Annotated in this window: 28 protein-coding genes, 1 rRNA gene and 2 pseudogenes; 26 read left to right on the top strand and 5 right to left on the bottom strand. The window is 34.9% G+C overall.

What is annotated here, in order from left to right:
- Positions 1-185 precede the first annotated feature (185 nt).
- The 5 genes from rrf to AADI82_RS00975 all read left to right on the top strand — a co-directional run bounded on the left by rrf (position 186) and on the right by AADI82_RS00975 (position 4,158).
- Positions 186-293, top strand: a 5S ribosomal RNA gene (gene rrf / locus AADI82_RS00995).
- 563 nt (positions 294-856) lie between these two features.
- The gene (locus tag AADI82_RS00990) at positions 857-1,159 is read left to right on the top strand and encodes a DUF983 domain-containing protein (RefSeq protein ID WP_341214601.1); all 303 of its coding nucleotides are present in this window, start codon (positions 857-859) and stop codon (positions 1,157-1,159) included.
- Positions 1,143-1,769, top strand: coding sequence for a Crp/Fnr family transcriptional regulator (locus tag AADI82_RS00985; protein WP_341214600.1), 627 nt, complete (start codon positions 1,143-1,145; stop codon positions 1,767-1,769). Before AADI82_RS00990 ends, AADI82_RS00985 begins: the two co-directional genes overlap by 17 nt.
- Before the next feature lie 63 nt (positions 1,770-1,832).
- Positions 1,833-2,633: a sulfite exporter TauE/SafE family protein gene (locus AADI82_RS00980; protein WP_341214599.1), complete on the top strand. Its 801-nt coding sequence runs from the start codon at positions 1,833-1,835 to the stop codon at positions 2,631-2,633.
- A gap of 106 nt (positions 2,634-2,739) precedes the next feature.
- Positions 2,740-4,158, top strand: a complete 1,419-nt coding sequence (locus tag AADI82_RS00975) for an MBL fold metallo-hydrolase (protein ID WP_341214598.1) — start codon at positions 2,740-2,742, stop codon at positions 4,156-4,158.
- Positions 4,159-4,208: 50 nt separating this feature from the next.
- On the opposite strand, the gene AADI82_RS00970 is transcribed toward AADI82_RS00975, so the two are convergent.
- From AADI82_RS00970 to AADI82_RS00960, 3 genes and pseudogenes are all read right to left on the bottom strand, one after another.
- On the bottom strand, positions 4,209-4,466 hold the full coding sequence (locus AADI82_RS00970) for a hypothetical protein (protein ID WP_341214597.1): 258 nt from the start codon (positions 4,464-4,466) through the stop codon (positions 4,209-4,211).
- 1 nt (position 4,467) lies between these two features.
- Positions 4,468-4,520, bottom strand: a pseudogene (locus AADI82_RS00965) (hypothetical protein); the annotation flags it as partial.
- A 4-nt stretch (positions 4,521-4,524) separates the two neighbouring features.
- Positions 4,525-4,707 (bottom strand): methyltransferase domain-containing protein, encoded by a 183-nt coding sequence (locus AADI82_RS00960; RefSeq protein ID WP_341214604.1) that lies wholly within the window; start codon positions 4,705-4,707, stop codon positions 4,525-4,527.
- Between the two features lie 213 nt (positions 4,708-4,920).
- Between AADI82_RS00960 and AADI82_RS00955 the strand changes: the two genes are divergently transcribed.
- The 16 genes from AADI82_RS00955 (at position 4,921) to AADI82_RS00880 (ending at position 19,187) form a co-directional block, all read left to right on the top strand.
- Positions 4,921-5,580, top strand: coding sequence for a peroxiredoxin (locus tag AADI82_RS00955; protein ID WP_341214603.1), 660 nt, complete (start codon positions 4,921-4,923; stop codon positions 5,578-5,580).
- A 219-nt stretch (positions 5,581-5,799) separates the two neighbouring features.
- Positions 5,800-6,141: a rhodanese-like domain-containing protein gene (locus AADI82_RS00950; RefSeq protein WP_341214596.1), complete on the top strand. Its 342-nt coding sequence runs from the start codon at positions 5,800-5,802 to the stop codon at positions 6,139-6,141.
- 3 nt (positions 6,142-6,144) lie between these two features.
- Positions 6,145-6,414 (top strand): heavy-metal-associated domain-containing protein, encoded by a 270-nt coding sequence (locus AADI82_RS00945; protein WP_341214595.1) that lies wholly within the window; start codon positions 6,145-6,147, stop codon positions 6,412-6,414.
- Between the two features lie 11 nt (positions 6,415-6,425).
- A complete protein-coding gene (locus AADI82_RS00940; RefSeq protein WP_341214594.1) occupies positions 6,426-7,430 on the top strand; it encodes a DUF3365 domain-containing protein in 1,005 nt (334 codons plus the stop codon).
- 12 nt (positions 7,431-7,442) lie between these two features.
- Entirely contained in the window at positions 7,443-7,739 is a 297-nt protein-coding gene (gene trxA, locus AADI82_RS00935; RefSeq protein WP_341214593.1) for a thioredoxin, read from the top strand.
- Between the two features lie 75 nt (positions 7,740-7,814).
- The gene (locus AADI82_RS00930) at positions 7,815-8,018 is read left to right on the top strand and encodes a DUF2892 domain-containing protein (RefSeq protein ID WP_341214592.1); all 204 of its coding nucleotides are present in this window, start codon (positions 7,815-7,817) and stop codon (positions 8,016-8,018) included.
- 57 nt (positions 8,019-8,075) lie between these two features.
- On the top strand, positions 8,076-8,465 hold the full coding sequence (locus AADI82_RS00925; protein ID WP_341214591.1) for a hypothetical protein: 390 nt from the start codon (positions 8,076-8,078) through the stop codon (positions 8,463-8,465).
- A 79-nt stretch (positions 8,466-8,544) separates the two neighbouring features.
- On the top strand, positions 8,545-12,885 hold the full coding sequence (locus tag AADI82_RS00920; protein WP_341214590.1) for a CusA/CzcA family heavy metal efflux RND transporter: 4,341 nt from the start codon (positions 8,545-8,547) through the stop codon (positions 12,883-12,885).
- 9 nt (positions 12,886-12,894) lie between these two features.
- Positions 12,895-14,043 (top strand): efflux RND transporter periplasmic adaptor subunit, encoded by a 1,149-nt coding sequence (locus tag AADI82_RS00915; protein ID WP_341214589.1) that lies wholly within the window; start codon positions 12,895-12,897, stop codon positions 14,041-14,043.
- A gap of 2 nt (positions 14,044-14,045) precedes the next feature.
- Positions 14,046-14,744, top strand: a complete 699-nt coding sequence (locus AADI82_RS00910; RefSeq protein WP_341214588.1) for a VIT family protein — start codon at positions 14,046-14,048, stop codon at positions 14,742-14,744.
- Position 14,745: 1 nt separating this feature from the next.
- Entirely contained in the window at positions 14,746-15,330 is a 585-nt protein-coding gene (locus tag AADI82_RS00905) for an HD domain-containing protein (RefSeq protein WP_341214587.1), read from the top strand.
- Positions 15,331-15,409: 79 nt separating this feature from the next.
- On the top strand, positions 15,410-15,850 hold the full coding sequence (locus tag AADI82_RS00900) for a thioredoxin family protein (RefSeq protein ID WP_341214586.1): 441 nt from the start codon (positions 15,410-15,412) through the stop codon (positions 15,848-15,850).
- Positions 15,834-16,832 carry an FAD:protein FMN transferase gene (locus AADI82_RS00895; RefSeq protein WP_341214585.1) on the top strand — a complete coding sequence of 333 codons (999 nt, stop codon included), beginning with the start codon at positions 15,834-15,836 and terminating at the stop codon, positions 16,830-16,832. The genes AADI82_RS00900 and AADI82_RS00895 overlap by 17 nt, the downstream gene beginning before the upstream one ends.
- Positions 16,829-17,041: a DUF4266 domain-containing protein gene (locus AADI82_RS00890; RefSeq protein WP_341214584.1), complete on the top strand. Its 213-nt coding sequence runs from the start codon at positions 16,829-16,831 to the stop codon at positions 17,039-17,041. Before AADI82_RS00895 ends, AADI82_RS00890 begins: the two co-directional genes overlap by 4 nt.
- A gap of 4 nt (positions 17,042-17,045) precedes the next feature.
- Positions 17,046-18,368 carry a DUF3570 domain-containing protein gene (locus AADI82_RS00885; protein ID WP_341214583.1) on the top strand — a complete coding sequence of 441 codons (1,323 nt, stop codon included), beginning with the start codon at positions 17,046-17,048 and terminating at the stop codon, positions 18,366-18,368.
- Positions 18,369-18,557: 189 nt separating this feature from the next.
- Positions 18,558-19,187 carry a YceI family protein gene (locus AADI82_RS00880; RefSeq protein WP_341214582.1) on the top strand — a complete coding sequence of 210 codons (630 nt, stop codon included), beginning with the start codon at positions 18,558-18,560 and terminating at the stop codon, positions 19,185-19,187.
- Positions 19,188-19,264: 77 nt separating this feature from the next.
- On the opposite strand, the gene AADI82_RS00875 is transcribed toward AADI82_RS00880, so the two are convergent.
- The gene (locus AADI82_RS00875; protein WP_341214602.1) at positions 19,265-20,902 is read right to left on the bottom strand and encodes a TonB-dependent receptor; all 1,638 of its coding nucleotides are present in this window, start codon (positions 20,900-20,902) and stop codon (positions 19,265-19,267) included.
- Between the two features lie 27 nt (positions 20,903-20,929).
- Positions 20,930-21,325 (bottom strand): annotated as a pseudogene (locus AADI82_RS00870) (TonB-dependent receptor plug domain-containing protein); the annotation flags it as partial.
- A 583-nt stretch (positions 21,326-21,908) separates the two neighbouring features.
- Between AADI82_RS00870 and AADI82_RS00865 the strand changes: the two are divergent.
- The 5 genes from AADI82_RS00865 (at position 21,909) to AADI82_RS00845 (ending at position 25,487) form a co-directional block, all read left to right on the top strand.
- Positions 21,909-22,214 (top strand): metalloregulator ArsR/SmtB family transcription factor, encoded by a 306-nt coding sequence (locus AADI82_RS00865; RefSeq protein WP_341214581.1) that lies wholly within the window; start codon positions 21,909-21,911, stop codon positions 22,212-22,214.
- A gap of 48 nt (positions 22,215-22,262) precedes the next feature.
- The gene (locus tag AADI82_RS00860) at positions 22,263-22,502 is read left to right on the top strand and encodes a thioredoxin family protein (protein WP_341214580.1); all 240 of its coding nucleotides are present in this window, start codon (positions 22,263-22,265) and stop codon (positions 22,500-22,502) included.
- Between the two features lie 14 nt (positions 22,503-22,516).
- Complete coding sequence (locus AADI82_RS00855) at positions 22,517-22,924, top strand: OsmC family protein (RefSeq protein ID WP_341214579.1); 408 nt, start codon at positions 22,517-22,519, stop codon at positions 22,922-22,924.
- The gene (locus AADI82_RS00850; RefSeq protein WP_341214578.1) at positions 22,917-23,894 is read left to right on the top strand and encodes a permease; all 978 of its coding nucleotides are present in this window, start codon (positions 22,917-22,919) and stop codon (positions 23,892-23,894) included. The genes AADI82_RS00855 and AADI82_RS00850 overlap by 8 nt, the downstream gene beginning before the upstream one ends.
- A gap of 258 nt (positions 23,895-24,152) precedes the next feature.
- Positions 24,153-25,487 carry a cytochrome ubiquinol oxidase subunit I gene (locus AADI82_RS00845; protein WP_341214577.1) on the top strand — a complete coding sequence of 445 codons (1,335 nt, stop codon included), beginning with the start codon at positions 24,153-24,155 and terminating at the stop codon, positions 25,485-25,487.
- The last annotated feature ends 2 nt before the right edge of the window (positions 25,488-25,489 follow it).

Below are 25,489 nucleotides of genomic sequence, written 5' to 3'. Positions count from 1 at the left end.
AGTAGTACTAATAACCCATAGGCTTATTGTACGCCTGTTTTTTTATAAAGTTCAATACATATTTATTTATATTTATTATGTGTCTAGTGTCTCTTAGAGACTTTTCAATATGTTAAGATATTTGTTCATCAATAGATGAACGCTGTATGCTAAAGGTTCAAAACCAATAGCGAGCAGCTATAACTTAAGGTGGTTATAGCGATGGGGCTCACCTCTTACCATTCCGAACAGAGAAGTTAAGCCCATTAGCGCCGATGGTACTGCATTTGTGGGAGAGTAGGTCGTTGCCTTTTTTATTCTAAACTTGATTTAGAATTGTAAATCCTCAACATTAATTTGTTGAGGATTTTTTTTGACCTATACTGAAATTGAAAATGGAATGACTATTGATTAATTGTTAAGGTTCTTCAAATATCATAATTAATTTCTTTTTCTATTGTTTCAATTAGTTGTTTTATGTACTGTACTATGTTTTTATGGACTTACTATATTTGACTGGACATTAAATTGAGGGAATAACAGTTACATAATTTACCTTTGAATTATGTCAAAACGCAAAAGAAATTACACAACAGACTTTAAGAAAAAAGCTGTAGAATTAAGTTATGCCAGAGGCAGTATAGCCCAACTTTTCACACGATTGAAATATATTAATTGATTTTACAGCATCTAATTTAGTTTATCTTCCATTTTTTTGTGTAACATCAGTTACCAACACTCAATTCAATTCCTTGTATTTTTGTATAAAATTGAGAGAAACTTGAAAAGGACAAAATTATATAGCATCTTATTTTTAAAATGCCCGCAATGCCGACAAGGTAAATTTCTGGAAGCTAATCCATATAAACTTTTAAGTATGAATAAGGTTAAGGATCATTGTCCAAAATGTAAACTGAATTACCATATTGAACCCAGTTTTTATACAGGTTCAATGTATGTTTCTTACGGAGTGGGTATTGCAGTTGCAGTTGCTGCTTATGTGCTTACACTTATCTTTGGTCTGGATTTTGGGCCAACAGGAATTATGTTGAGTATTGTAGCTGCTTTGGTTGTTACATCACCATATATAGGCGCAGTGTCAAAGTCGATTTGGGCGCACTTCTTTTTAAAATACAATCCAGAAATAGCTAAAAAAATAAGAGATGATTCAAGAACTTAAGCAATACTATGGCTCACTATTTGAGCCGTCACTTATTGAAGAAATCAATAATGTAGCTACTTTTATGGAAGTGTCTGAAGGTCAAGATTTAATGAAACCTGGGCAATACATAAAATCCATGCCTTTATTATTGTCTGGAAGCATTAAAATTATGCGTCCTGATAATGATGGCGAAGAATTATTGCTTTACCATTTAGAAAAGGGGGATACCTGTGCAATGACTATGACTTGCTGTTTAGGAAGTACCAAGAGCGAAATTCATGCAGTAGCCGAAACCCACTCAAAGTTATTAATGATTCCCGTTGGCAAGATGGAAGAATGGTCCAGAAAATACAAATCTTGGCGTAACTTCGTTTTCTCAAGCTACCACTCACGTATGATGGAACTTTTGGAAAGCGTGGATAACATAGCTTTCAATAATATGCACGAGCGTTTAGAAAATTACCTAGATGACAAAATCAAAATTCTAAACAGCAAACATATCTACAATACTCACAAGGAAATTGCGGCAGACCTTCATACAAGTCGTGTAGTTGTTTCCAGATTACTCAAAAAAATGGAAAACGACCAAAAAATAAAATTACATCGCAGTTTTATTGAAGCCCTGTAACATCGGTTACCAAACTTTATTATCAAGACCTTTACATTTGTTTATCATTTAGATAAACAAAGAATGGAGGTAACAGAAATTTTTGGATATGTTGGAGCACTCTTAATTGGTGTTGTTTTAGGTTTGATAGGAGGTGGAGGCTCTATCCTTACGGTACCAATCTTGGTGTATGCACTTTCACTCAACCCTGTAATTGGTACAGCATATTCATTATTTGTAGTTGGTACTACATCACTTGTAGGTGCAATAAAGAATATGATTAAAGGAATGGTGGATGTTAAAACCGCTATTATTTTTGCAATTCCGGCATTTATCGCAGTATATCTTACTAGAGCATTTTTAATCCCAGCAGTTCCAGACGAGCTTTTTAAAATTAGCGATTTTATGGTTACGAAGAACTTAGCGATTATGCTATTTTTTGCGATAATAATGCTACTTGCATCTGTATCGATGATACGCAGTAATGGTAAGGAAACAGATGAAAATTCAGAAATAAAATACAATTATCCCCTTATAATTATTGAAGGTTTAGTAGTAGGAACCATTACAGGTATTGTGGGTGCTGGTGGCGGCTTCTTAATTATCCCAGCTTTGGTGCTATTGGCAAAATTACCCATGAAAACAGCCGTAGCTACTTCCCTTCTAATTATTGCCATAAAATCTTTGATAGGTTTTCTTGGGGACGTACAGAACCTTGAAATAGATTGGTCTTTCTTATTGTTATTTACAGCAATTTCTGTAGTTGGAATATTTATTGGGATTTGGCTTAACAAGTTTATCGATGGCAAAAAGCTCAAAAAAGCATTTGGCTGGTTCGTTTTGATAATGGGAATCTACATTATTTACAAAGAGCTAGCTATGTAACTTTGGTTACCGTAAAATAGAATAAGACACTTTAATTTTATCAATAATTTCGCTGTACCTTTGGCTGAGTGCAGTCGAAGTATAAAAGCTTAAAAATCGAAATAGTATGAAAATAGAACAGATCTATACTGGATGTTTAGCACAAGGAGCCTACTATATTAAAAGCAAGGGTGAAGTAGCCATTATCGATCCACTTCGTGAAGTAAAGCCTTATATAGAAAAGGCTGAAGCTGATAAGGCAAAAATAAAATATATTTTTGAAACACATTTTCACGCCGATTTTGTTTCAGGTCACGTTACCCTTTCAGAAAAAACAGGAGCACCTATCATTTATGGTCCAAACGCAAATCCAAATTTCGATTCCATAACGGCAAAAGATGGTCAGGAATTTAAGTTGGGCGAGGTAACGTTTGTAGTCCTGCACACACCAGGTCACACAATGGAAAGTACCACTTATCTTCTTAAAGACAAGGACGGTAGGGATTATGCTTTGTTTACGGGTGACACCTTGTTTTTAGGAGATGTCGGTCGTCCAGATCTTGCTCAAAAGGCTGCTAACATGACACAAGAACAATTGGCTGGAATACTCTATGATAGCCTAAGAAACAAAATTATGCCGCTTGCTGATGATGTGATTGTATATCCTGCACACGGAGCAGGTTCTGCCTGTGGTAAGAATATGATGAAGGAAACTGTGGATACTCTTGGGCATCAAAAGGAAATGAATTATGCATTGCGAGCCGATATGACTAAGGAAGAATTTATTAAAGAAGTAACCGACGGGTTATTGCCACCACCTGCCTATTTTCCAATGAATGTAAAGATGAATAAGGAAGGCTACAAAGATATTGATGAAGTAATCGCACAAGGTGAAAACGCCCTTTTACCAAATGCCTTTGAAGCCGCAGCAAATGAAACAGGAGCAGTAATGTTAGATACAAGAGACGAAAGCGATTTTGCCAAAGGGCATATTCCAGGTTCTATTTTCATCGGTATCGATGGAAGTTTTGCACCATGGGTGGGCGATTTGATTAAAGATGTAAAACAACCTATTTTATTGATAGCAGATAATGACCGTATTGAAGAAGTTATTACAAGATTATCACGAGTCGGTTTTGACAATACCTTGGGTTATCTGGAAGGTGGTTTTGAAGCATGGAAAAAAGCGGCTAAGGAATACGATACGGTAACTTCCATTCCTGCAACTGAGTTTAAACAGATTGAAGACGACATACAAAATGATATTCCAGTATTTGATGTACGTAAACTTGACGAGTTCCGAAGTGAGCATGTAGTTAATGCACACCATACATCACTTTCAGAAATTAACGAGCATTTGGCAGAATATCCAGAGAATGAAACCTTTTATGTTCATTGTGCAGGAGGCTATCGCAGTATGATTGCTGCGTCCATATTAAAAAGCCGTGGCATGCATAATTTGATTGATGTAAAGGGTGGCTTTGAGGCTATTAAAGCAGCAGGAGTTGAAACCACGAATTACGTTTGCCCATCAACTTTAAAATAAAAGGTTAGTTAAGTTAGAAGCAAAAGCGCAAGAGATTGCTACTTTTGTCTTTATAATTTCTTCCGAAACACCAAAGTCGTCATGGCTCTCATATCCTGAACATTGGTAGTCTTTACAGGCTCAATCAGTTCTAGCTCAAAACTTTTGGTCAAGTTCTCAATCCGTTCTCTGGTTAGATAATATGTGCCTTTTTGACCATTTTCTTTATATGTGATTTCTGGTGCGTTGCCATCTAGTCCAATGTCCGAAGCCATTCTAATGAGTAAGGTACCACTGGGTTTTAGCACTCGAAAAAGTTCAGCAAGCATTGCTGTAAAATGAGTTTCGCTTTGCGCAAAATGTAAAACAGCACAGCAAAGTATATGGTCATTTTTTTTTTTTGTTAAAAGGCAAGTCGTCTAATGTGCCAACGGTAAAATGTGAAGCTGCTTCAGGATATTTCAGCTTTGCATTTGCCAAAAATTGTGAATCTGCATCTATTCCAAAAATCTCAAAATCATTTGGATAAAACCATTTTAGATTTCGTCCACTACCAAAACCAGCATCCAGAATAGACTGCCCATTTTTATAACGTTCTTTTAGAATTTAGTCTATTACATAGATATCAACATTGCCAATTAAATTGAAGGTATTTTTGTAACTCATCTGCTTCATAATTTATTCAGCAATATAAAAGCAATTAATTGCTGTTTCTGTAACACTTGTTACTGTTTTTGTGTGATTATCTACATAATTTTATATCTCAAAATAAAAGTTAATACTATGGAAAATACAGAATTAAATACAAATTATTCAATGCCGCGCATAGGTGATGACGCACCAGATTTTAAAGCGAAAACGACTAAAGGAGATATTAAATTTTCGGAATTTGCAAAAGATAAATGGATAGTGATGTTCTCACACCCAGCAGATTTTACCCCAGTCTGCACCACAGAAATGAGTGGATTTGCAACAAGAAAAGATGAATTTACGGCCCTAAATACTGAATTATTGGGTTTGAGTATTGACAGTATTCATGCACATTTAGGATGGGTTAACAATGTAAGGGAAAAAACTGGCGTATATTTTGATTTCCCAATCATTGCAGATATCGACATGAAAGTATCAAAGCTTTATGGAATGTTGCAACCCAATGAAAGCGAAACCGCAGCAGTAAGAGCCGTATCCTTTATCGATCCAAAAAAGAAAATTAGATTGATTATGTACTACCCACTTAATGTCGGTAGAAATATGGACGAGATTTTAAGAGCGTTGGAAGCCTTACAGATTTCAGATGAACATGGTGTAGCAATGCCCTTGGATTGGAAAAAAGGTGACAAGGTAATTGTACCACCACCAAAAACATTAGATGAAATGAACGCACGTATCGCAGATGATAGTTGCGAAAAAGTCGATTTCTATTTGGCAAAAAAATCATTGTAAATAATAAAGTTGGTTTTTAGTAAGAGCTTGTTTGAAAATCTATGAAGAATTAGATGAAAAGGTTTTTAAATAAGTTCGATGGTTGATTGGTGGAAAAGCGGCGAGTAATCGTCGCTTTTTTTTTTGAACTACTGTAACATAGGTTACTAACTATGGCTGGTATGATATGTAGATTTACAATAAAAAGTAACATCATTAATGAAAAATATAATTCTAATTATGACACTATTTAGTACTCTATTTGGCGCTAAGGCGCAACAAAATGATTCTATTAAAATTTTAGATGCTCAAACATATAAAGATACCATATCTGTTAAAAAAGTGCAGTTAATAGATGTGAGAACACCAGAAGAGTATAAATCCGGACATATCAAAAATGCCATAAATATTGATTTTTTTTCGAGGAAATTTAATGTGGAATTTAATAAATTAGATAAGGAAAAACCAGTCTATATTTATTGCCGAAGTGGAAGCCGAAGCAGACAAACAGCAAACAAGTTAGCTGCAATGAGGTTTAAGGAAATATACGACTTAAAAGGTGGGATTTTAAATTATAATTAAAACATGAAAACATCAATAATAGTTCAAAATTTAAAATGTGGTAGTTGCGTAAATACTATTATCTCAAAACTATCATCCATCAACACTATTTCAGATTTACAAGTTGATGTGGAAGATAGTAAAGTATCTTTCAGTTATATAAATACAGATGATGCGTTAATGGTGAAAGAAAAACTGAAAGGTCTAGGTTATCCATCAGTTGAGGAATCGAATTCTTTAACTTCCAAAGCAAGATCATTTGTGAGCTGCTCAACAGGAAAACTGTCATGGTAAAATAGTTTAAAATGAAAAATTCGACTTTCCTTTTTTTGTATATAGCTTTCATTTTTAGCTGCAATAATGCTAAAAAATCAGAGTACGTTTCCGCAGAAGAAAAAGAACATACTCAAACACATCCAGGCAAAAAACTTATGGAAACCAATTGCTACAATTGTCATAGTCCTTCTGCCAGTGAAGCAGATAGGATTGGTCCACCGATGATTGCCATTAAAAAGCATTATATATCTTCCGACACTTCCAAAGAGGAATTTATAAATGCCATGCAAACTTGGATAAAAAATCCTAATGCCGAAGATGCCAAAATGTTTGGATCTGTAAAGCGTTTTGGAGTTATGCCAAAGCAATCTTTTCCAGAAGAGACTATCAAACAGATTGCCGATTACATGTTTGATAATAACATAGAGCAACCAGAATGGTTTGAAGCTCATTTTAATGGAGAAAAAGGGATGGGGAAAGGTCATGGTCAAGGAAACAGCAAACAAAAAGGAATGCAGAAGCAACAAGCAAAGTATAATTTTGAAGAGCTTCCTTATGCCGAGCGTGGTTTAAAATATGCATTGTCCACAAAAGCGGTTTTAGGTAAAAATTTAATGGGAGCCATTCAAAAAGATGGAACCTTGGAAGCACTATCGTTTTGCAATGAAAGGGCATATCCGCTAACAGATAGTATGTCTGTTGTACACAAGGCAAGGATTAAACGTGTAACGGACAAACCCAGAAATCCGAAGAATCAAGCAAATGCTGAAGAATTGGAATATATTAAAACGTTTAAACAACGGGTTGCAGAAGGTGAAGAACCGAGTCCAATTGTAACTAAATTGGAAGATAAAGTACAAGTATTTTATCCTATTACTACAAATACTATGTGCTTACAATGCCACGGAAATCCTAGAGAAACAGTTGAGCCGGCTATAATAAAAAAATTAGCAACGTTATATCCAAAAGATAAAGCAATTGGATATGGTGTTGATGAAGTAAGAGGTATTTGGAGTGTTACTTTTGATAAATAAATCATGTCAGGTATGAGCAAATTTTCAGAATTAATAAATCAAGACACACCCATTTTAGTCGACTTTTTTGCAGAATGGTGTGGGCCATGTAAAATGTTGGGGCCTATTTTAAAGCAGGTCAAGGACAATTTGGGCAATCGTGTATCCATTATAAAAATTGATGTCGATAAAAACCAAGCGTTGGCTGCAAAATATCAAGTAAAAGGTGTGCCAACCATGTTATTGTTTAAAAATGGAAAACAAGTTTGGAGACAATCTGGTGTACTTCAGAAAGATGAAATTATTAACATCATAACTAGTACGGACTGATGGATTTAACTGAAGATTATAGGCGAAGAGTTGTTCATTAAATTAAAAATACAAAACCACTCAAAATCAAATCATATGAAAACAAACATGGGCACTGCTGACCGAATTATCAGAATAGGAATCGCAGTCATTATCGCAGCACTTTATTGGCAAGGAATAATTACAGGAACTTTAGCCTACATTCTATTGGCGTTGTCGGCAATTTTTGTATTAACAAGTTTGGTGAGTTTTTGTCCGCTATATAGAATTGTAGGAATTAATAGTTGCAAAATCAAATAAATAGATAGTCATTTAGGTAATTTTAAAAAAATCATTATTTTTATAGCGTTGAAATTTTTGTTTTCCATATCGTTGTCTTTAGTTATTCTCATTCAGAGTTTTGGGATTGGCTTTAATGATATTGCGCAAATCGATGAATTTATAGAACACGTGCAGTTCCATAGCGAGCAATATGGAGATAACGTGCTTGTTTTTATTTCTAAGCATTACGGTGAGCTTAAAGCAGACCACGATAGGAATCATCAAGAAGAAAAGGAAGACCACGAACAACTTCCTTTTCAGCACCAAATACATAGCTCTTCAATCACAGCATTTGTCTTAAACACCAAGAAAGAAGAATTAAAAACAGTTGAATTTTCTGAATTCAAAACACATAATTTTTATTATCAAGCACCTACTTCATCACTTCATTTAGAAGGACTTTTCCAGCCACCACGGCATTCATAAGTAATCTCAGGCTTTTCTATTTTTTAGTTCCTTAATTATACACTGATTTGGGAATTTCATCTTGATTATTTTATGAAAAATGTTATCATATATTATAAATTTTAGTATAAAGAACAAGTTTATTGTTCTATTATTCACAACATTTATTATTGGATTTGGATTGTATTCATTATTTCAAATCCCAATTGGTGCTGTACCCGATGTTACAAACAACCAAGTACAGGTCATAACAACATCTCGTAATCTTTCTACACAAGATATGGAGCAATTTATAACCTATCCGGTGGAGTTGGAAATGGCAAACTTGCCAGGTGTGGTTGAGATACGTTCTGTTTCCAAGTTTGGGTTATCGGTGGTGACCATAGTTTTTGAAGATGAAATGGGGACGTATTTGCCTAGACAACTTATTGCCGAAAAAATTAAATCAGCATCTGAAAAAATACCCGAAGGTTTCGGTACACCAGAAATGGGACCAATAACGACCGGTCTTGGGGAAATTTATCAATACATTCTAGATGTAAAACCTGAATTTAAAGATCAATATACAGCTGAAGATTTAAGAACCATTCAAGATTGGATTGTAAAACGTCAACTTTCTGGAATTCCCGGTGTGGTTGAAGTCAATACTTGGGGTGGATTCTTAAAGCAGTATGAAGTTGCTATCAATACTGAAAAACTAAATGCGATGAATATTACCGCAAATGATGTTTTTACAGTATTGGAGATGAATAATAGTGTTTCAGGTGGCGGCTATATTGAGAAGGTCAATCAAGCATTTTTTATACGAGGAGAAGGTCTTATATCATCTTTAGATGATATCAATAATATTGTTGTCAAAAATGATGATGGCATACCCATTTACATAAGGGATGTGGCAAAAGTAGGCTTCGGAAGCGCTACGCGCTTTGGAGCGATTACAGGAAATGGTGAAGGTGAAAAAGTGCTCGGTCAAGTAATGATGCTTAAAGATGCTAATTCTAAAAAAGTAATCGAAGCTGTAAAAGAACGTGTTTCTGAAATCTCAAAATCACTACCCAAAGGTGTTTATATCAATGCCTTTTTAGACCGGAGTGAACTTATAGCTAAAACCACTTTTACAGTTTCTGAAAACCTAATCCTTGGATGTTTGATTGTGATTTTTGTTGTAGTGTTGCTTTTGGGAAATTTCCGTTCTGGGTTAGTGGTTGCATCGGTTATTCCGTTGTGTTTGCTCTTCGCATTGTCCTTAATGTACATTTTTGGAGTAGATGCTAATTTAATGAGTTTGGGAGCTATAGATTTTGGAATTATCATCGATGGAGCAGTAATTATCGTAGAATTCATTGCTTTCCAAATCACACAAAAGAAAGTAAAGATAAATGCTTTAGCAAAAGCCGAAAGACAAGAATTTAAAGACAACATTACGTTTTCAGGAGCATCAAAAATGATGAATTCTGCCATCTTTGGACAGCTCATTATTCTTATCGTTTTCATCCCAATTTTATCACTAAGTGGCGTTGAAGGAAAGATGTTTAAACCTATGGCACTTACCTTCAGTTTCGCACTTATTGGCGCAATGTTATTATGCTTTACTTATGTTCCTGTAGTGGCATCTATATTTTTGAAACCTTCAAAGGCTACTGATAAGAATATTTCTGTACGACTCATGAAATGGCTTAATAAAATGTACGAGCCTGTTATTCATTGGGCATTACAAAGCAAAAGATTAGTGCTCATCATTGCTTCGGTTCTATTGGCTATTTCAATCTATCTATACACTGCTATGGGTGGCGAGTTTGTGCCAACTTTAGATGAAGGTGATTTTGTGATTCAACCTGTGTTAAAAACTGGAACTTCTTTAAGCAACACTGTAGAGATAACTACGGAAATTGAGAAAATACTTTTGAAAGAATTTCCAGAAGTAAAACAAGTGGTCACTCGTATTGGTGCTGCCGAAGTTCCTACTGACCCAATGTCTATGGAAGAAAGTGATGTTATCATTGTTTTGAATCCGAAAAGTGAATGGACTTCTGCCTCATCCAAAGATGAACTGGCCGATAAGTTCAAGAAGGCTCTTGCGGTAATACCTGGAATGGAAGTAGAGTTTACACAACCTATTGAGATGCGATTTAATGAATTAATAACAGGTGTGCGCGCTGATATTGCAATAAAGATTTTTGGCGATGATTTAGATATACTTGCTAAAAAAGGAAGTGAGATTAGTGCATTAATTGAAAATGTGCATGGAGCAGCAGATATTTCAGTAGAAAAAATTGCGGGCTTACCAGAAATGAGTGTACAATACAATCGAACAAAAGTTGCCAGATATGGACTAAATATTCAAGATTTGAATGATATGGTATCAATGGGCTTTGCAGGGCAATCTGCAGGAAGTGTTTTTGAAGGCGAAAAGAGATTTGATTTAGTTGTGAGGTTAGATAAGCAAAAGCGCCAAGATATTGATAATCTTAAAAACCTTTATGTCGATTTACCTTCTGGCGGAAAAATTCCATTAAGTGAATTGGCAGAAATAAGCTATAAAAAAGGTGCAGCCAAAATTTCTCGTGACGATACGAGGCGAAGAATTGTCGTAGGTATTAATGTTCGTAATCGCGATCTACAATCGGTTGTGGATGATGTGCAACACTTGATAAATGATAATATAAAATTACCAGTAGGATATTCTATTACCTACGGAGGACAGTTTGAAAACTTACAGAGTGCAAAATCTCGATTGATGGTTGCAGTACCTATTGCGCTCATTTTAATATTTGTACTGTTATATTTTGCTTTTAAGTCGGTCAAGGAGGCCTTAATGATTTATTCTGCAATACCGCTTGCTGCAGTTGGTGGAGTTCTATTGTTATGGCTACGTAATTTGCCATTTAGTATATCGGCAGGTGTTGGATTCATAGCACTATTTGGTATTGCAGTATTAAATGGAATCGTATTAATCGAGCATTTCAAGGAACTAAAAAAAGAAGGTCGTTTTAATAATATTAATGAGCTTATTAAGCAAGGAACAAAAGATAGATTGCGAGCAGTACTGCTTACCGCATCTGCAGCAGCATTAGGGTTCTTGCCAATGGCAATTTCCACAAACGCTGGTGCCGAAGTGCAACGTCCGTTAGCCACGGTGGTCATAGGCGGTCTGGTGACAGCTACTTTACTTACGCTTGTGGTCTTACCAGTCTTATATGCTCTTTTTAACCGTCCGTATAATACAAAAAGAATAAGAGGACGAATAAGCCCTAAAAAAATATTAGGGCTGCTTTTAGTGTTTTCTTCATTTAGTGTTTTTAGCCAACAAAATTCTAGTATGGACTTAAATGATTTAATTTCTCTTGCTATTGAAAATAACATGGGATTAAAAGCTACTGAATTACAAGTGGAGCAATCTGATGCTTTGATTAATAGTGCCTTCAGTTTTGATAAAACACAATTATACTATGAATTTGATGAAAACAATTTGGCGATGAATAATGAACCTCTAAGAGTCTTCGGCATTCAGCAAGATTTTAAATTTCCAACCGTATATTTTTCTGAAAGGAAAGTAAATAAAGCACGTTTTGGAGTTGCATTGAGCACCTATGATATCCAGAAAAAAGGAATTGAAAGAAAAGTAACCGCTGCTTATTTTAAATATCAAATTGCTAGGGAAAAAGAGCAGATTTATAAAAAGCTAGACAGTTTGTATACTAACTTTTATCAAGTAGCCGCAAGGCGTTTTAAATTGGGGGCAACTAATTATCTTGAGAAAATCACCGCAGCATCCAAGCAAAAACAAATCAATCTCAAATACACAGAAGCACAGAAAGAAGTTGTGCTGGCCTACAACGTTTTATTGCAATTAATTCAGGTAGATGAAGAGGTTGTCATTGCAAATAAACCTAAACTAAAAGTGACCTTGAATGTATTGACTGTTGGTGAAAGCCCAGAGTTGGAATACCATCAAAATAAAGTATCACTACTACAAGCAGAACGGCGTTTCGAAAAACAAAAACTACTTCCCGATATAAGCTTCAATTATTTTCAAGGAACAAATTCACAATTAGATGGAAATCTTTATGGGTATCAATTGGGTGTTAAAATACCATTACTCTTCGGAGGACAGTCTTCTAGGATAAAGGCTTCAAAAATTGCAGAAGATATTGTAATAGCTGAATCTAATGAATATGAAATTCAGTTAAATGCAAAATTGAATGCACTGAAAGTTCAGTTAGTGCAGCTTCAAGAGGCATTGAATTATTATGAAAATGAAGGTGGAAAACTTTCAGAAGAAATTTTAAAAACAGCTAATGGCAGCTTTAGAAATGGAGAAATTGATTTTTATCAATACATTCAAAGTTTAGAAAGTGCTTATGAGATAAAATTGAGTTATTTGGACAAACTCAACGAATTCAATCAAATCAGCATTGCCATTAATTATCTAACCTTATAACACATAATTATGAAACGTAACTTATATATAATAGCACTATTCAGTATTGCCTTTGCTTTATTTGGATGTGGTAATAAAAATAGTCAGACAACTGAGGTGGATGGTTCGAAAGATATGATGATGATGGATGACCGCATTCAAGTAAATCAGGCACAATTTGAACAGAGCAAAATGACTTTGGGCTCATTTAAAGAAAAGGCTTTCCCAACTGTAGTTTCAGTTAACGGGATGATAGATGTTCCACCAGAAAACAGAGCAGTAGTAAATGCAACAATGGGTGGATATATTAAAACAACACCATTGCTTATAGGTGATAAAGTTAGTAAAGGTCAATTACTTGTTACGATTGAAAACCCTGAATTTGTAACCATACAACAACAGTATATGGAAATAAGCGAACAACTTACTTATCTAAAGGCAGAATATGATAGGCAGGCTATTATGAAAGCCGAGAACATAACGTCTCAAAAAAGTTTCTTAAAAGCAGAAAGTGAGTACAAAACGGCGGTTGCCAGACACACAGGTTTAGAAAAACAATTAAGGATGCTTAACATTTCACCCTCTAGTGTTCGTGAAGGTAAAATTAGTTCTGTGGTGAGTATTTATGCACCTATCTCAGGGAGTATTACAAAAGTAAATGTGTCTAAAGGTACTTACGTGTCGCCAGCAAGCGCAATTTTGGAAATCATCGATAACGACCATATCCATTTAGAACTCTCGGTTTTTGAGAAGGACATAATGAAAATAAAAAAAGGGCAGCTCATCGATTTTAAAATACCTGAAGCTTCGGGCGAAACTTATAAAGCAGAAGTCCATCTCGTAGGTACATCCATCGAAGCGAATAGAACTATAAAGGTACACGGACACCTAGTAGATAAGTCTAGTAATCATTTCCTAACAGGGATGTTTGTTGAGGCACATATAATTACAGATTCCCTATTGGAGAAGGCATTACCTAGTACAGCCGTTATTGAAGTGGATAATAAAAACTATGTACTTGTTTTAGATAATAAAGATGGGGATACCTATTATTTCAGTCAACAAGAGGTAGAATTAAAAGAAAGTTATAATGGGTATTCTATTATTAAAAGTAAATCGAATTTTAACGACGATACTCAGTTTCTTACAAAAGGAACGTTTAATCTGTTAGGGGAATAATTATGGAAAATCAAGTAACAGAAAAACACTACATTAATCGTAGTGGCTGGCTTAGGGCAGGAGTTCTAGGTGCTAATGATGGTATTCTATCAACCGCCAGTATTATAATTGGAGTGGCGGCGGCAAGTAGTACGCGTGAATCAATATTATTGGCAGGATTCGCCGGTCTGGTTGCTGGAGCATTATCAATGGCGGCAGGAGAATATGTTTCTGTTAGTTCACAGACCGATATTGAAAAATCTGACCTTGCTCGTGAAAAGCAAGAACTCATTGATATGCCAAAGCAAGAGCTTCTTGAACTAGCAAAAATTTATGAGGAACGTGGACTTACTAAAGAAACCGCATTAGAGGTAGCCAAGCAGTTAACAGCTCACAATGCATTGGAAGCCCATGCCAGAGATGAGCTTGGAATACATGAATTGACTGAGGCCAGACCATTGCAGGCTGCATTGTCTTCAGGTGTGTCATTTACTGTCGGTGGGTTTTTACCTGTAATCGTTGCTCTAGTTGCCCCTATTGAAAGTATGGAATATATACAGTATGCATTTGCTATTATTTTTTTAGCTTTTCTGGGCATGCTCTCTGCGAGAACTGGTGGTGCAAGACCGATAAAAGCCATATTACGTATCACATTATGGGGAACGTTAGCAATGGGTATAACAGCATTTATAGGGCATTTGTTTAACGTAAGTATTGCATAACATGATTGAAGAAGTAGAAAAATATTGTACTCAAGTATTATCAGTTTCAAAATGCAAAGAGTTGCCTTTTCACAATCTTGAGCATACCAAAGAAGTCGTACAAAATGTAAAATATTTGTGTGCAGCAATGGATATTACTCAAGAAGACACAGATATATTAATTATAGCCGCTTGGTTCCATGACACAGGTTTTTCAGTAACTTACGAAGGGCATGAAGATGAAAGTAAGCGTATTGCTATAAAATTTCTATCAGATCTTAATATGGATAAAAGGCTCATAGAACAAATATCTGATTACATAGAGGCAACTAAAATGCCACAGCACCCAACAACCGAACTTGCAGAAATACTTTGCGATGCTGACGTTTTTCATATTAGTACGCCAAATTTCTATTATAGGAAGTTGCTGCTTCGTCGAGAATTGGAAACTAATCTTGACATGTATCTAACCGATAAGCAATGGCACGATTTCAACTTAGATTTTTTAAAAAAGGACCATTTTCGATCCGATTACGGAAGAAAGGTATTAGAACAAGGGAAACAAGAAAATATAAAAAAAGTAAAACGAATATTGAATTATTATTAATAACAAAGAAACTTTTACAACGTTAGTGAATATTGGTATGTATTATCTAAACTATGACGTTGAAAACACAAATAACAAAATGAATAAAATAATAACAGTAATTGTATTTATGATAGTAACCGTGAGTACAATAACCTCCCAAGAGTGGCAGACAGATTTTTCGAAAGCAAAAGAAATAGCATTAAAACAAGATAAGCCCATTATTCTTGTGTTTCAAGGATCAGACTGGTGTGCGCCCTGCATAAAACTAGATAAAGAGGTTTGGAGTACAGAAACCTTTATAAAGTATGCAGTAGAACATTATGTGATGTTGAAGGCAGATTTTCCGAGAAAAAAGGGCAATGCACTATCTGAAGCGCAAACTACAGCAAACGCAGCCCTTGCTGAAAAATATAATAAACAGGGCTACTTTCCATTTGTGGTAGTACTTGATTCGGAGGGTGTTGTATTGGGTGAAACTAGTTACAAAAAAACAACACCAGAAAATTACATTAAAGAGTTAAATGCATTTATCAAATAATTTGAAAACATTAATTACTTCGGTCCTAATACTATTTGTAATAGTATGTTCGGCACAAGAACCTTATAAGAGAACGCTCAAACTAATGGGTAGTCGGTTTGATATTACCGTTGTAGCAGACGATTCTATACAGGCAAACAAATATATTGATACAGCAGTTGCAGAAATTTCAAGAATTGAAAAATTGATTTCATCTTGGGATGTTAATTCTCAAACATCAGAAATTAATAGAAATGCTGGAATTGCACCTGTGAAAGTTGACAAAGAACTTTTTGATTTAATTGAAAGAGCTATTGGAATTTCAAAATTAACAGACGGTGCTTTTGATATTAGCTATGCTTCAATGGATAGAATTTGGAAGTTTGACGGTAGTATGACCGTTATGCCTTCAGAAGATGAAATTGTAGCTTCAGTATCAAAAGTGGGATATCACAATATTATTCTAGACAAAGAAAATAGTACGGTTTTTTTAAAACTAGAAGGAATGAAAATAGGATTTGGAGCCATAGGAAAAGGCTATGCAGCCGATAAAGCTAAAGATTTATTGATTTCAGAGGGTGTAGCTTCAGGAATTATAAACGCCTCTGGCGATATGAATACTTGGGGAAAACAACCCAATGATGATGATTGGAAAGTAGCCATTACTAACCCAATGGATAAGAATAAAGTTTTTGCATTGCTTCCTATTACTAATGGAGCCGTAGTGACTTCTGGTAATTACGAAAAGTACGTGAACTTCAATGGTAAAAGATACACACATATTATTGATCCAAGAACAGGATATCCCTCTACCGGAATCATAAGCGTTACCGTATTTGCACCAAAAGCAGAACTTGCAGATGCACTTGCTACTTCAGTTTTTGTTATGGGAAAAGAAGCTGGTTTAGACCGTATAAACCAATTACCAAAAATAGAATGCATCATCATCGATGATAAAGGAAATATTGCAAAATCAGAGAATATAAAAATCGATAAACTATGATAAAGAAAATAGTTGTTCTCGCAATGGTTACGTGCTTTTTTAGCAGTTGTGTTGTGGTTAAGGAATATGAGAAAGTAAACATTAATGACCCAGATATGGCGCTTTCAGAAAAAAAATGTGACCGAAATGTTACCACCGCGCATTCATATCGTGAAGCTGCTGTAGGAGCAAATGGAGGAAAAACTGGTGGAGGCTGCGGCTGTAACTAATACAATGAGAGATTTGAAAAAATTAATTTTAGTAGTATGTGTATTCGCTTTTGCGAAAACGTACTCGCAAACAGCCCAAGACTCAACTAAGGTCTATAAAAAGCGTGTATTAGAAACTACAGAAGTAGATTTTCTAACAAGTTACTATTCCCAAGATGGGGATAATGCTGCGGTAAGCGGTGGTATAGGTACAGAAGAGTTAACAGATGTGACAGGTACATTTGTGGTTTCGATACCGTTAAATGACGATGACGTACTGACAATAGATGCAGGAGTTTCCGCATACACATCTGCATCATCTAGTAATGTAGGCCCTTTTGATACCGAAAATGCAGACCCATTTCAAGCATCTTCCGGAGCATCGAGTAGTGACCTTTGGGCAAATTTAACAGGAAGTTACAGCCACAGTTCTGATGACCGAAATGATATTTGGTCTGCCAAATTATCTATATCTAGTGAGTATGACTATTTTTCTGTAGGCTTTGGAGGCAGTTATACGAAACTCTTTAATGAAAAGAACACAGAAGTAAGCGTAAGCGGAAATGTATATATAGACACTTGGAATGCAATTTATCCAACTGAATTAAGACCCTTTGGAGAAGGTGGAGACGGATTGAACAATCGTTTGTTTACTCAAAATACCATTGCGGGAAATGCAAACTACAATCCAATATTTACAGAATTTGTAGATGAAGACCGTAATTCTTATTCGTTAGGGTTTGGTTTTTCACAAATACTACATAAAAATGTGCAAGGTTCTTTGGCATTAGATTTTGTACAACAAAATGGTTTATTATCTACCCCATTTCAGCGTGTGTATTTTGGAGACGTTGCAGATTCCTTTATTGAGAATTTTCAATTGGCAGATGCCATAGAACGTTTACCAGACTCTAGATTTAAAGTTGTGGCAGGTGGTCGCCTTAATTGGTTTCTAAATGAGACTTTTAATGTACGAACTTTTTATCGCTATTACTTTGATAATTGGGGAATCAATTCTCATACGGCAAGTATTGAAATCCCAATAAAAATTACGGATAAGTTTACGCTCTATCCATCGTACCGATTCTATAATCAAACCGCAGCAGATTACTTTAGGCCTTATGAAGGTGCTTTGTCAACAGATGAGTTTTACACTTCAGATTATGATCTTTCTGAATACTCAGCAAATCAATTTGGCTTTGGGGTTTCTTATACAGACATTTTCGCGAAAGCACATATATGGAAATTAGGTTTAAAAAGTATAGACCTTAAATTCTATCAGTACGATAGAGATACCACGTTTAGCTCAAGTATCATTACTGCTGGATTTAAATTTGTGATGGATTAAATTTAAATTCAAGTTTATGTATCAAAGGTTACAGCAATTAGCTGTAACCTTTTTTACTTTTATTTAAATTATGAATATAAAACAATTTGAAAATAAACCTCTTACGCATTGTTTCTATTCCGACTTTTTGAAGGCAAAAAAAGCAAAAAAGAACAACTCAAACAAAGTTCAAAAACAAACAAAATGAAAATGAAAAAAATTATAGTAATTGTACTAGCACTTGCAACCACAGTCTCTTGTAAGAATGAAGACAAAGGTAAAACAGATGTTATTCCAAAAGAAGGAAAAACGAAAGAAGTGCAAATTTACAAAATAGACACTTCTGGCGTTTATGTTCATTGGACTGCTTTTAAATTTACAGAACGTGTTGGCGTTAGTGGAATTTTTGAAGATTACACGCTTACAGTTAGCAAAAACGCTAAATCAGTTGAAGAATTAATGAAAAATGGAGAAATCTCAATCAACACGCAATCTGTTAATTCTAATTCAGAAATACGAGATAAAAAATTACGTGATATTTTTTTTAATACATTTCATACAAACACAATTAAAGGCAAAATAACAAGTGCCTACAATGAACAAGGTACTTTGAGTCTTACAATGAATAATATATCAGAAAATGTAAACTATTCTTATGTAGCTAAAAATGATACATTAACCATAAATTCATCACTCGATTTATCAAAATGGAATGGGGTAGAAGCGGTAAAAGCACTTAATAAAGAATGCTATGATCTTCATAAGGGCACTGATGGAGTTTCTAAACTTTGGCCAGATGTTTTAGTGAAAATTAAGATTCCTCTTAAATCTTCTATATAATCACTCAACTATGTAGAATGATTACATTCAATAGACTTTTAAAGCCCTTCTGATATTTTCAAAAGGGCTTTCCTAAATTAAAATCCGTACTGAACAAAAATTGAAAAATTCCTTCCTGGGTCATTAATAGGTACTCTTGTAAAGTCAGCTTGATTCACAAAAGAGAAATTCAAGTGATTATTATACGTTTCATCAAATACGTTTAGAACAGCAAGACCAATGTTCAACTCTTTCACTGACCTTAAACCGAAACGTACGTCTAATGTTTCATAACCAGCCGTTTCTTGTTCCCTGAAACTGCTTGAAATCTCATCTTGCCTAGATGTGATGGTATAATCCAGCTGTGCCCAGAACTTCTTGCGCTCATAACCTAATCCCAATCGTGTAGTAAGTGGTGGCGTTAAAGGTAAACTCTCGTCCAAGTCTTTATTACGTGTGTATACATAAGCCGTAGCAATATTGAAATTGAAATAGTCTGCAAATTGTACTGCTGCATTGGCTTCAAAACCAGTTTTATATGCATTGTCTATGTTGATAAACCGCTTTACTTCCTGTGGTTCGGCATTTGGCATAAACTTTCTTTCCAACGTGGGGTCCACCACTGGGACAATATAATTTTCATAGATTGAATAATATCCAGAGAGGCTATATTTCAATTGCGTTGTGTTGAAATTTTTAGTTCCCTTAAAACCTATTTCAAATTGGTTGTTTACTTCGGCGTCAAGATTGGGGTTTCCAACATATTCAAATGGGTCCTGACCTACCGTAAAATGATTGATGTAACGTTCAATCATATTTGCAGATCGCACACCACGACCATACGCAATTTCGATATTGTTTTTTTTTGAAATTTTATGTTTCATTGAAACTGTTGCTGAAACATTATGCTCGTCACGCTGTTCGAGATTAGGATACAGTTCTTGAAAATCGCTTTCCGGATCTTGTGTTTCCGAAATCACCAAATCATAACGCAATCCAGCAGTTAGTAATGTTTTATCTGAAAAAGCATATTTGTTCTCGACAAACAATCCAAAATCATTTACATAAGAATCTTGCCAAATTTTATCCTGAAAAGTAATTGGTTCTGGTAATAGATTTCCCATTGCATTTCTTTTAACTAATCGCGTTCTGCTACCATCTCTAGCAATAAGCAATGCATCTAAACCGCCATAAAGAATCCACTTTTCAGTAGGTTTCATTTTTAACTCTACCTTTCCGCCAGTGGTTGTAGCATCGATAATAGATAGTGCTTCCGTCATCATAAAAGAAGGTCGTCTGTTATTGGACATAATATGGTCAACATAAGAATAGTACGCTTTGGCATTTATTTCTTCTACAAAATCACTAATATTTGATAATTTATAATCCAAAGAAAGTATAGAACTATTGTCCTCTTCGGTATCCATAGGCAAACCTGCGTGAAGCACATCACGTCCAAAGGACTGTCGCCAATGCGCCTGCACTCTTTGGTTATCACTCACGTTGTATCCCAATCGTAAGCCGTAATCTAAGCTTCTAAATGCTGAAGGAATTTCAGTACCTTCACCATCCTTATAATTGCCAAAATCGCGATAACCACCATTTGCTGTGATATCGTAGGTGTCTGTAATTTGGTATAATTTCAAGGATGTAACCAGTGCGTTTCCGTTGGTTTCATAACCACTGCTCACACTTCCATGTAAACCATTACCGAGCTGCTGGGGTTTTTCGGTCACAAGGTTCACAATACCACCAAATGTTGCACCATAACGTACCGTGTACGGTCCTTTTATGACTTCGATACGCTCAATATCTTCTGGCACCACGTGTGTTGTGATGGGATCCATTCGATTGGGACAAGCGTGCATTGCCTTAGTGCCACCGTCGAATTGAATATTCAGTTGTTCATATTGAGAAGCTCTAAATGAGGGGTCAATGGCATAATTACCACGTTTTATTAGTGAAAAACCGTTGATGTCGTTAAATAGATCGGCTACATTTTTCGGTTGTACCACTTTTTTTGTCAGTTCTGTTTTTACCGTCGTAAGCACTGGGTCTGTCTTTCCTTTTCCAGTAACAATAACGGTGTTTAATTCTATCGCCTTAGTGGAGGTAGTATCTTGCGCTCTTTTTTCGGTCTTTTGCGCAAATAGAGACATAGGCATTAGGGTGCTTAATAGCACTATATGTTTTATTTTCATAAGTATTTATTTATAATTCTTTACTATAGCGATGCTGGGAACTTGTAAGACAAGAACCCGCAATAGCTTAAAAACCTAAAAAACTATGAATACCGAGGCGGATGGAAAATAGAAGAAACAACGGTTTCGTTATGGAGCAAAATATAGCAAAACCGATTTTTATTGTGAGGAATAGTAAGAGGGACATCCGGTGTGGAACTGTCTATAGTGCAGTACACCTGTGCTTCCCATTTGATTTCGGGGGTTTTATTGGAATCTTCATTGGAAGTATCGTTGGTTATCTTTGTGAGGTAGCACTTACCATCGCATTGCATTTCGGGCTTGTCCTTATTTTCACAAAGTTGTTCTATAAAGCTGTCCACATCCAGCATATACCATTCATATATAAATGATACCCGCAAACTGCTACTTAAGAGCAAAAGGGATAGTATAAAAGCAGTTATCAACTTCACGCTACAAAAGTAATGAGCATTATTTAGAAGAAAAGTGACTTTGGTCACATAGCATTGAAAATATCTATCGTAAATTTGCGATAAGAAATATGAATAGAAGTTTAGAGCATATAGAATATAAGGAAGATACCGAAGCATTGGCAAAATTTGCTAAGGCGTTAGGACATCCTACTCGTATTGCTATTTTGAAATACTTGGAAAATCAATCGTGCTGCTTTACTGGAGATTTGGTTGACATATTACCGATTTCCCAATCCACGGTGTCACAGCATTTAAAGGAACTAAAAAATGCCGGTTTAATTCAAGGAGAATTAAAACCTCCAAAAATAAAGTACTGTATTAATAAAGAAAACTGGAACATAGCAAAAGCTTTATTCGAACAATTTTTTGATTGATATTTTTTTAACAACCCTATCGTCTATTGGCGATAAACAAATATAAATATGATGACTAAAGTAATTAAAATTTTAGGGACAGGTTGTCCAAAATGCCAATCAATGACTGGTGTAGTTAAAGATGTTGTTTCTGCAAACAACATTGATGCAACAATTGAAAAAGTTGAAGACATAATGGAAATTATGAAATTTAATGTAATAATCACACCAGCTTTGGTAATAGATGATGTGATTACAATAAAAGGTAGAGTACCTTCAAAAGATGAGGTTTTGGCTCTTTTAAATTAATTCAAAAATATACTATGAATTATAATATCAAGGCTTCATCCATTTCAAATCAAGATGGGGTGGTTCACATAAAACAATCGAATATAGATTTTGGCACAACTTCAAAAACTGCCGAAATCTTGCCAAATCCTGTCGAATTATTCTTGGGTTCTTTTGCTTCCTGCATATTGAAAAATGTGGAACGGTTTTCAGGTATGATGAAATTTATCTATACAAAAGCCACTATTGAAGTAAATGCAACACGTCTTGAAAATCCACCAAGAATGGAAAATATCATTTACAACCTCACAATTTTCAGCAACGATGAAAAATTGAATTCTGGTTTACTTAAAAAGAATATCGAAAAGTTTGGCACTATCTATAATACTATAAAATTGTCTTGTTCAATTTCAGGTACTATTAGCACGATTGAAAATGTTTGATTGGATACAAAATATAGCAGATTGGTTGGTTTATGATGTCTTGAATATGAAACAAGGACAACATCTTGCAGAAGCCTTAAATTTCTTTATCTATGATACCACAAAGATTTTAATACTTCTTTTTGTCGTCATCTTTTTTATGGGAATCGTCAACAGCTACTTTCCAATTGACAAGGTTAAAAACTACCTGTCGCGACATAAATTATACGGATTAGAATACCTAATGGCAAGTCTTTTTGGTGTGGTAACCCCATTTTGCTCTTGTTCTTCAGTGCCTTTATTTATTGGTTTTGTAAGAGGTGGTATTCCATTAGGTGTCACCTTTTCATTTTTAATTACTTCGCCTTTGGTTAATGAAGTGGCTATCGGACTTTTTGTTGGTCTATTCGGGTTAAAAACAACCATAATTTATGTAATAAGTGGTGTTTTGTTAGGAACTATTTCTGGTTTAATACTTCAAAAATTAAAATTAGAATCCTATTTAACACCTTGGGTAAAAGAAGTTTTAGAAAATGCTCAAAGAGATCAAGACATCTTTCAAGCAGAAAAACAAACCTTTAAACAACGCTTACCAATCATTTGGGCAGAAGTAATGAAGATACTTAAAGGCATCATACCTTATGTAATTATCGGAATTGCAATTGGCGGACTGATGCACGGATATATTCCTGAAAAGTTTTTTGAAAAATATATGGATAAGGATAACTTTTTTGCTGTTCCTATTGCTACGATTTTAGCTTTACCAATGTATTCAAACGCATCAGGCATACTTCCTGTAGTTCAGGTATTGGTTGCTAAGGGAATTCCGTTAGGAACTGCAATCGCCTTTATGATGGGAGTTGTTGGTTTGTCATTACCAGAAGCTATGCTCTTAAAAAAAGTAATGACTTTAAAACTCATCGCAATCTTTTTTACTGTCGTTACACTTTGTATCATCATTTCAGGATATTTGTTCAACATTATACTTTAGTCTACAAGGGTTAGATTTTTCAGTTAAAGGGCTTATTAATTAATCTAGTCTATTCAACAAGCTTAAAAACTATAGATAGGTTTCTGAATTTCTGAAATTTTCTAATTTATCATACAAATTTTTGTTTACTAATTTCTGCTTGATGGGAGTAAGGCAAAGAAGAGTAATTGTTGAAATTTCATCTGTTTAAGTAACCTTAGTAACATAAAAGACAAAGTTACTTTATTATTTTTGTTCAAATAAAATACGCTACCTCATATGGAAGATATGCTCTTTTATGATAGAATGCAATTTGCGTTTACTATCACTTTCCATTACTTATTTCCGCAATTAACCATGGGACTATCTTTAATGATTGTTTATTTTAAGTGGAAATTCCTCAGAACAAAAATTGATAAATACAATGATGCAGCAAAATTCTGGATGAAGATTTTTGCACTCAATTTCGCCATGGGAGTCGTTACTGGAATCCCAATGGAATTCCAATTTGGAACTAATTGGGCAAAGTTTTCTGAACTTACAGGAGGTATTATTGGTCAAACCCTTGCAATGGAAGGTATGTTTTCCTTCTTTTTAGAATCGTCCTTTTTAGGACTCTTTTTATTTGGAGAGAAATTACTTGGGGAAAAATTACATTTCCTAACTGGATTTTTGGTGTTTTTAGGGTCTTGGGCAAGTGGTTATTTAATAATAGCCACCCATTCTTGGATGCAATATCCAGTGGGCTATGAGATTTTAGAAAACGGAAAGTTCGTGCTCAATAATTTTGGAGCACTATTCTCTAACCCTTGGTTATTGCCATCATTTTTACATAATCAAATGGGTTCTATAATTACGTCTTCCTTTGTGGTTGCAGCAGTTGGAGCCTTCTATTTATTGAATAACAAACATAGTGAGTTCGGGAAACTTTTTGTTAAAACTGGTGTTATTTTCGGATTGATTTCAAGTATTTTAGTTGCTTTTCCTACTGGAGATTGGGCTGCTAAAAATGTGGTGAAACATCAACCCGTAACCTTTGCCGCAATGGAAGGTATCTTTGAAACCGAAGATGCAGGTTCAGAAATTATCTTAATTGGTCAGCCTGATACTGAAAATAAAAAATTGGACAATAAAATAGCAGTGCCAAACGTATTGAGTTTCTTAACCTATCAACGTTGGGATGCACAGATAAAAGGTTTAAACGAATTTGATGAGAGCATCTATCCAACCAATATTCCTGGTCTGTATTATGCCTATCATATTATGGTAGGTTTAGGTACTATTTTTATTGCTTTAATGCTATTGGCAACCGTTCAATTATTTAGAAAAAAACTATATAAATCGAAATGGATTTTATGGACGTTAATGTTCATGCTACCATTTCCATATATAGCCAACACTACAGGTTGGTACACTGCCGAATTAGGCAGACAGCCTTGGTTGGTTTATAATCTATTAAAAACAGCAGATGGTATCTCGCCAACTGTATCATCTGGAAATACATTATTTACATTACTCGGTTTTATTGGTCTTTATATTTTATTAGGACTATTATTTTTAATGCTTGCAGGAAAAATAATTAATAAAGGACCAGAAACTTCAAAACTCAACTAACT

It is taken from the genome of uncultured Wocania sp. (assembly GCF_964021735.1).
GTDB lineage: Bacteria > Bacteroidota > Bacteroidia > Flavobacteriales > Flavobacteriaceae > Wocania_A.
This window is presented reverse-complemented; position numbering and strand designations above follow the sequence as displayed.

Excerpts from the sequence above, each read along its gene's own strand:
- AADI82_RS00990 (WP_341214601.1), top strand. The coding sequence starts at position 857 with ATGAATAAGGTTAAGGATCATTGTCCAAAATGTAAACTGAATTACCAT.
- AADI82_RS00985 (WP_341214600.1), top strand. The coding sequence starts at position 1,143 with ATGATTCAAGAACTTAAGCAATACTATGGCTCACTATTTGAGCCGTCA.
- AADI82_RS00980 (WP_341214599.1), top strand. The coding sequence starts at position 1,833 with ATGGAGGTAACAGAAATTTTTGGATATGTTGGAGCACTCTTAATTGGT.
- AADI82_RS00975 (WP_341214598.1), top strand. The coding sequence starts at position 2,740 with ATGAAAATAGAACAGATCTATACTGGATGTTTAGCACAAGGAGCCTAC.
- AADI82_RS00970 (WP_341214597.1), bottom strand. The coding sequence starts at position 4,466 with ATGCTTGCTGAACTTTTTCGAGTGCTAAAACCCAGTGGTACCTTACTC.
- AADI82_RS00955 (WP_341214603.1), top strand. The coding sequence starts at position 4,921 with ATGGAAAATACAGAATTAAATACAAATTATTCAATGCCGCGCATAGGT.
- AADI82_RS00950 (WP_341214596.1), top strand. The coding sequence starts at position 5,800 with ATGACACTATTTAGTACTCTATTTGGCGCTAAGGCGCAACAAAATGAT.
- AADI82_RS00945 (WP_341214595.1), top strand. The coding sequence starts at position 6,145 with ATGAAAACATCAATAATAGTTCAAAATTTAAAATGTGGTAGTTGCGTA.
- AADI82_RS00940 (WP_341214594.1), top strand. The coding sequence starts at position 6,426 with ATGAAAAATTCGACTTTCCTTTTTTTGTATATAGCTTTCATTTTTAGC.
- trxA (WP_341214593.1), top strand. The coding sequence starts at position 7,443 with ATGAGCAAATTTTCAGAATTAATAAATCAAGACACACCCATTTTAGTC.
- AADI82_RS00930 (WP_341214592.1), top strand. The coding sequence starts at position 7,815 with ATGAAAACAAACATGGGCACTGCTGACCGAATTATCAGAATAGGAATC.
- AADI82_RS00920 (WP_341214590.1), top strand. The coding sequence starts at position 8,545 with ATGTTATCATATATTATAAATTTTAGTATAAAGAACAAGTTTATTGTT.
- AADI82_RS00915 (WP_341214589.1), top strand. The coding sequence starts at position 12,895 with ATGAAACGTAACTTATATATAATAGCACTATTCAGTATTGCCTTTGCT.
- AADI82_RS00910 (WP_341214588.1), top strand. The coding sequence starts at position 14,046 with ATGGAAAATCAAGTAACAGAAAAACACTACATTAATCGTAGTGGCTGG.
- AADI82_RS00905 (WP_341214587.1), top strand. The coding sequence starts at position 14,746 with ATGATTGAAGAAGTAGAAAAATATTGTACTCAAGTATTATCAGTTTCA.
- AADI82_RS00900 (WP_341214586.1), top strand. The coding sequence starts at position 15,410 with ATGAATAAAATAATAACAGTAATTGTATTTATGATAGTAACCGTGAGT.
- AADI82_RS00895 (WP_341214585.1), top strand. The coding sequence starts at position 15,834 with ATGCATTTATCAAATAATTTGAAAACATTAATTACTTCGGTCCTAATA.
- AADI82_RS00890 (WP_341214584.1), top strand. The coding sequence starts at position 16,829 with ATGATAAAGAAAATAGTTGTTCTCGCAATGGTTACGTGCTTTTTTAGC.
- AADI82_RS00885 (WP_341214583.1), top strand. The coding sequence starts at position 17,046 with ATGAGAGATTTGAAAAAATTAATTTTAGTAGTATGTGTATTCGCTTTT.
- AADI82_RS00880 (WP_341214582.1), top strand. The coding sequence starts at position 18,558 with ATGAAAAAAATTATAGTAATTGTACTAGCACTTGCAACCACAGTCTCT.
- AADI82_RS00865 (WP_341214581.1), top strand. The coding sequence starts at position 21,909 with ATGAATAGAAGTTTAGAGCATATAGAATATAAGGAAGATACCGAAGCA.
- AADI82_RS00860 (WP_341214580.1), top strand. The coding sequence starts at position 22,263 with ATGATGACTAAAGTAATTAAAATTTTAGGGACAGGTTGTCCAAAATGC.
- AADI82_RS00855 (WP_341214579.1), top strand. The coding sequence starts at position 22,517 with ATGAATTATAATATCAAGGCTTCATCCATTTCAAATCAAGATGGGGTG.
- AADI82_RS00850 (WP_341214578.1), top strand. The coding sequence starts at position 22,917 with ATGTTTGATTGGATACAAAATATAGCAGATTGGTTGGTTTATGATGTC.
- AADI82_RS00845 (WP_341214577.1), top strand. The coding sequence starts at position 24,153 with ATGGAAGATATGCTCTTTTATGATAGAATGCAATTTGCGTTTACTATC.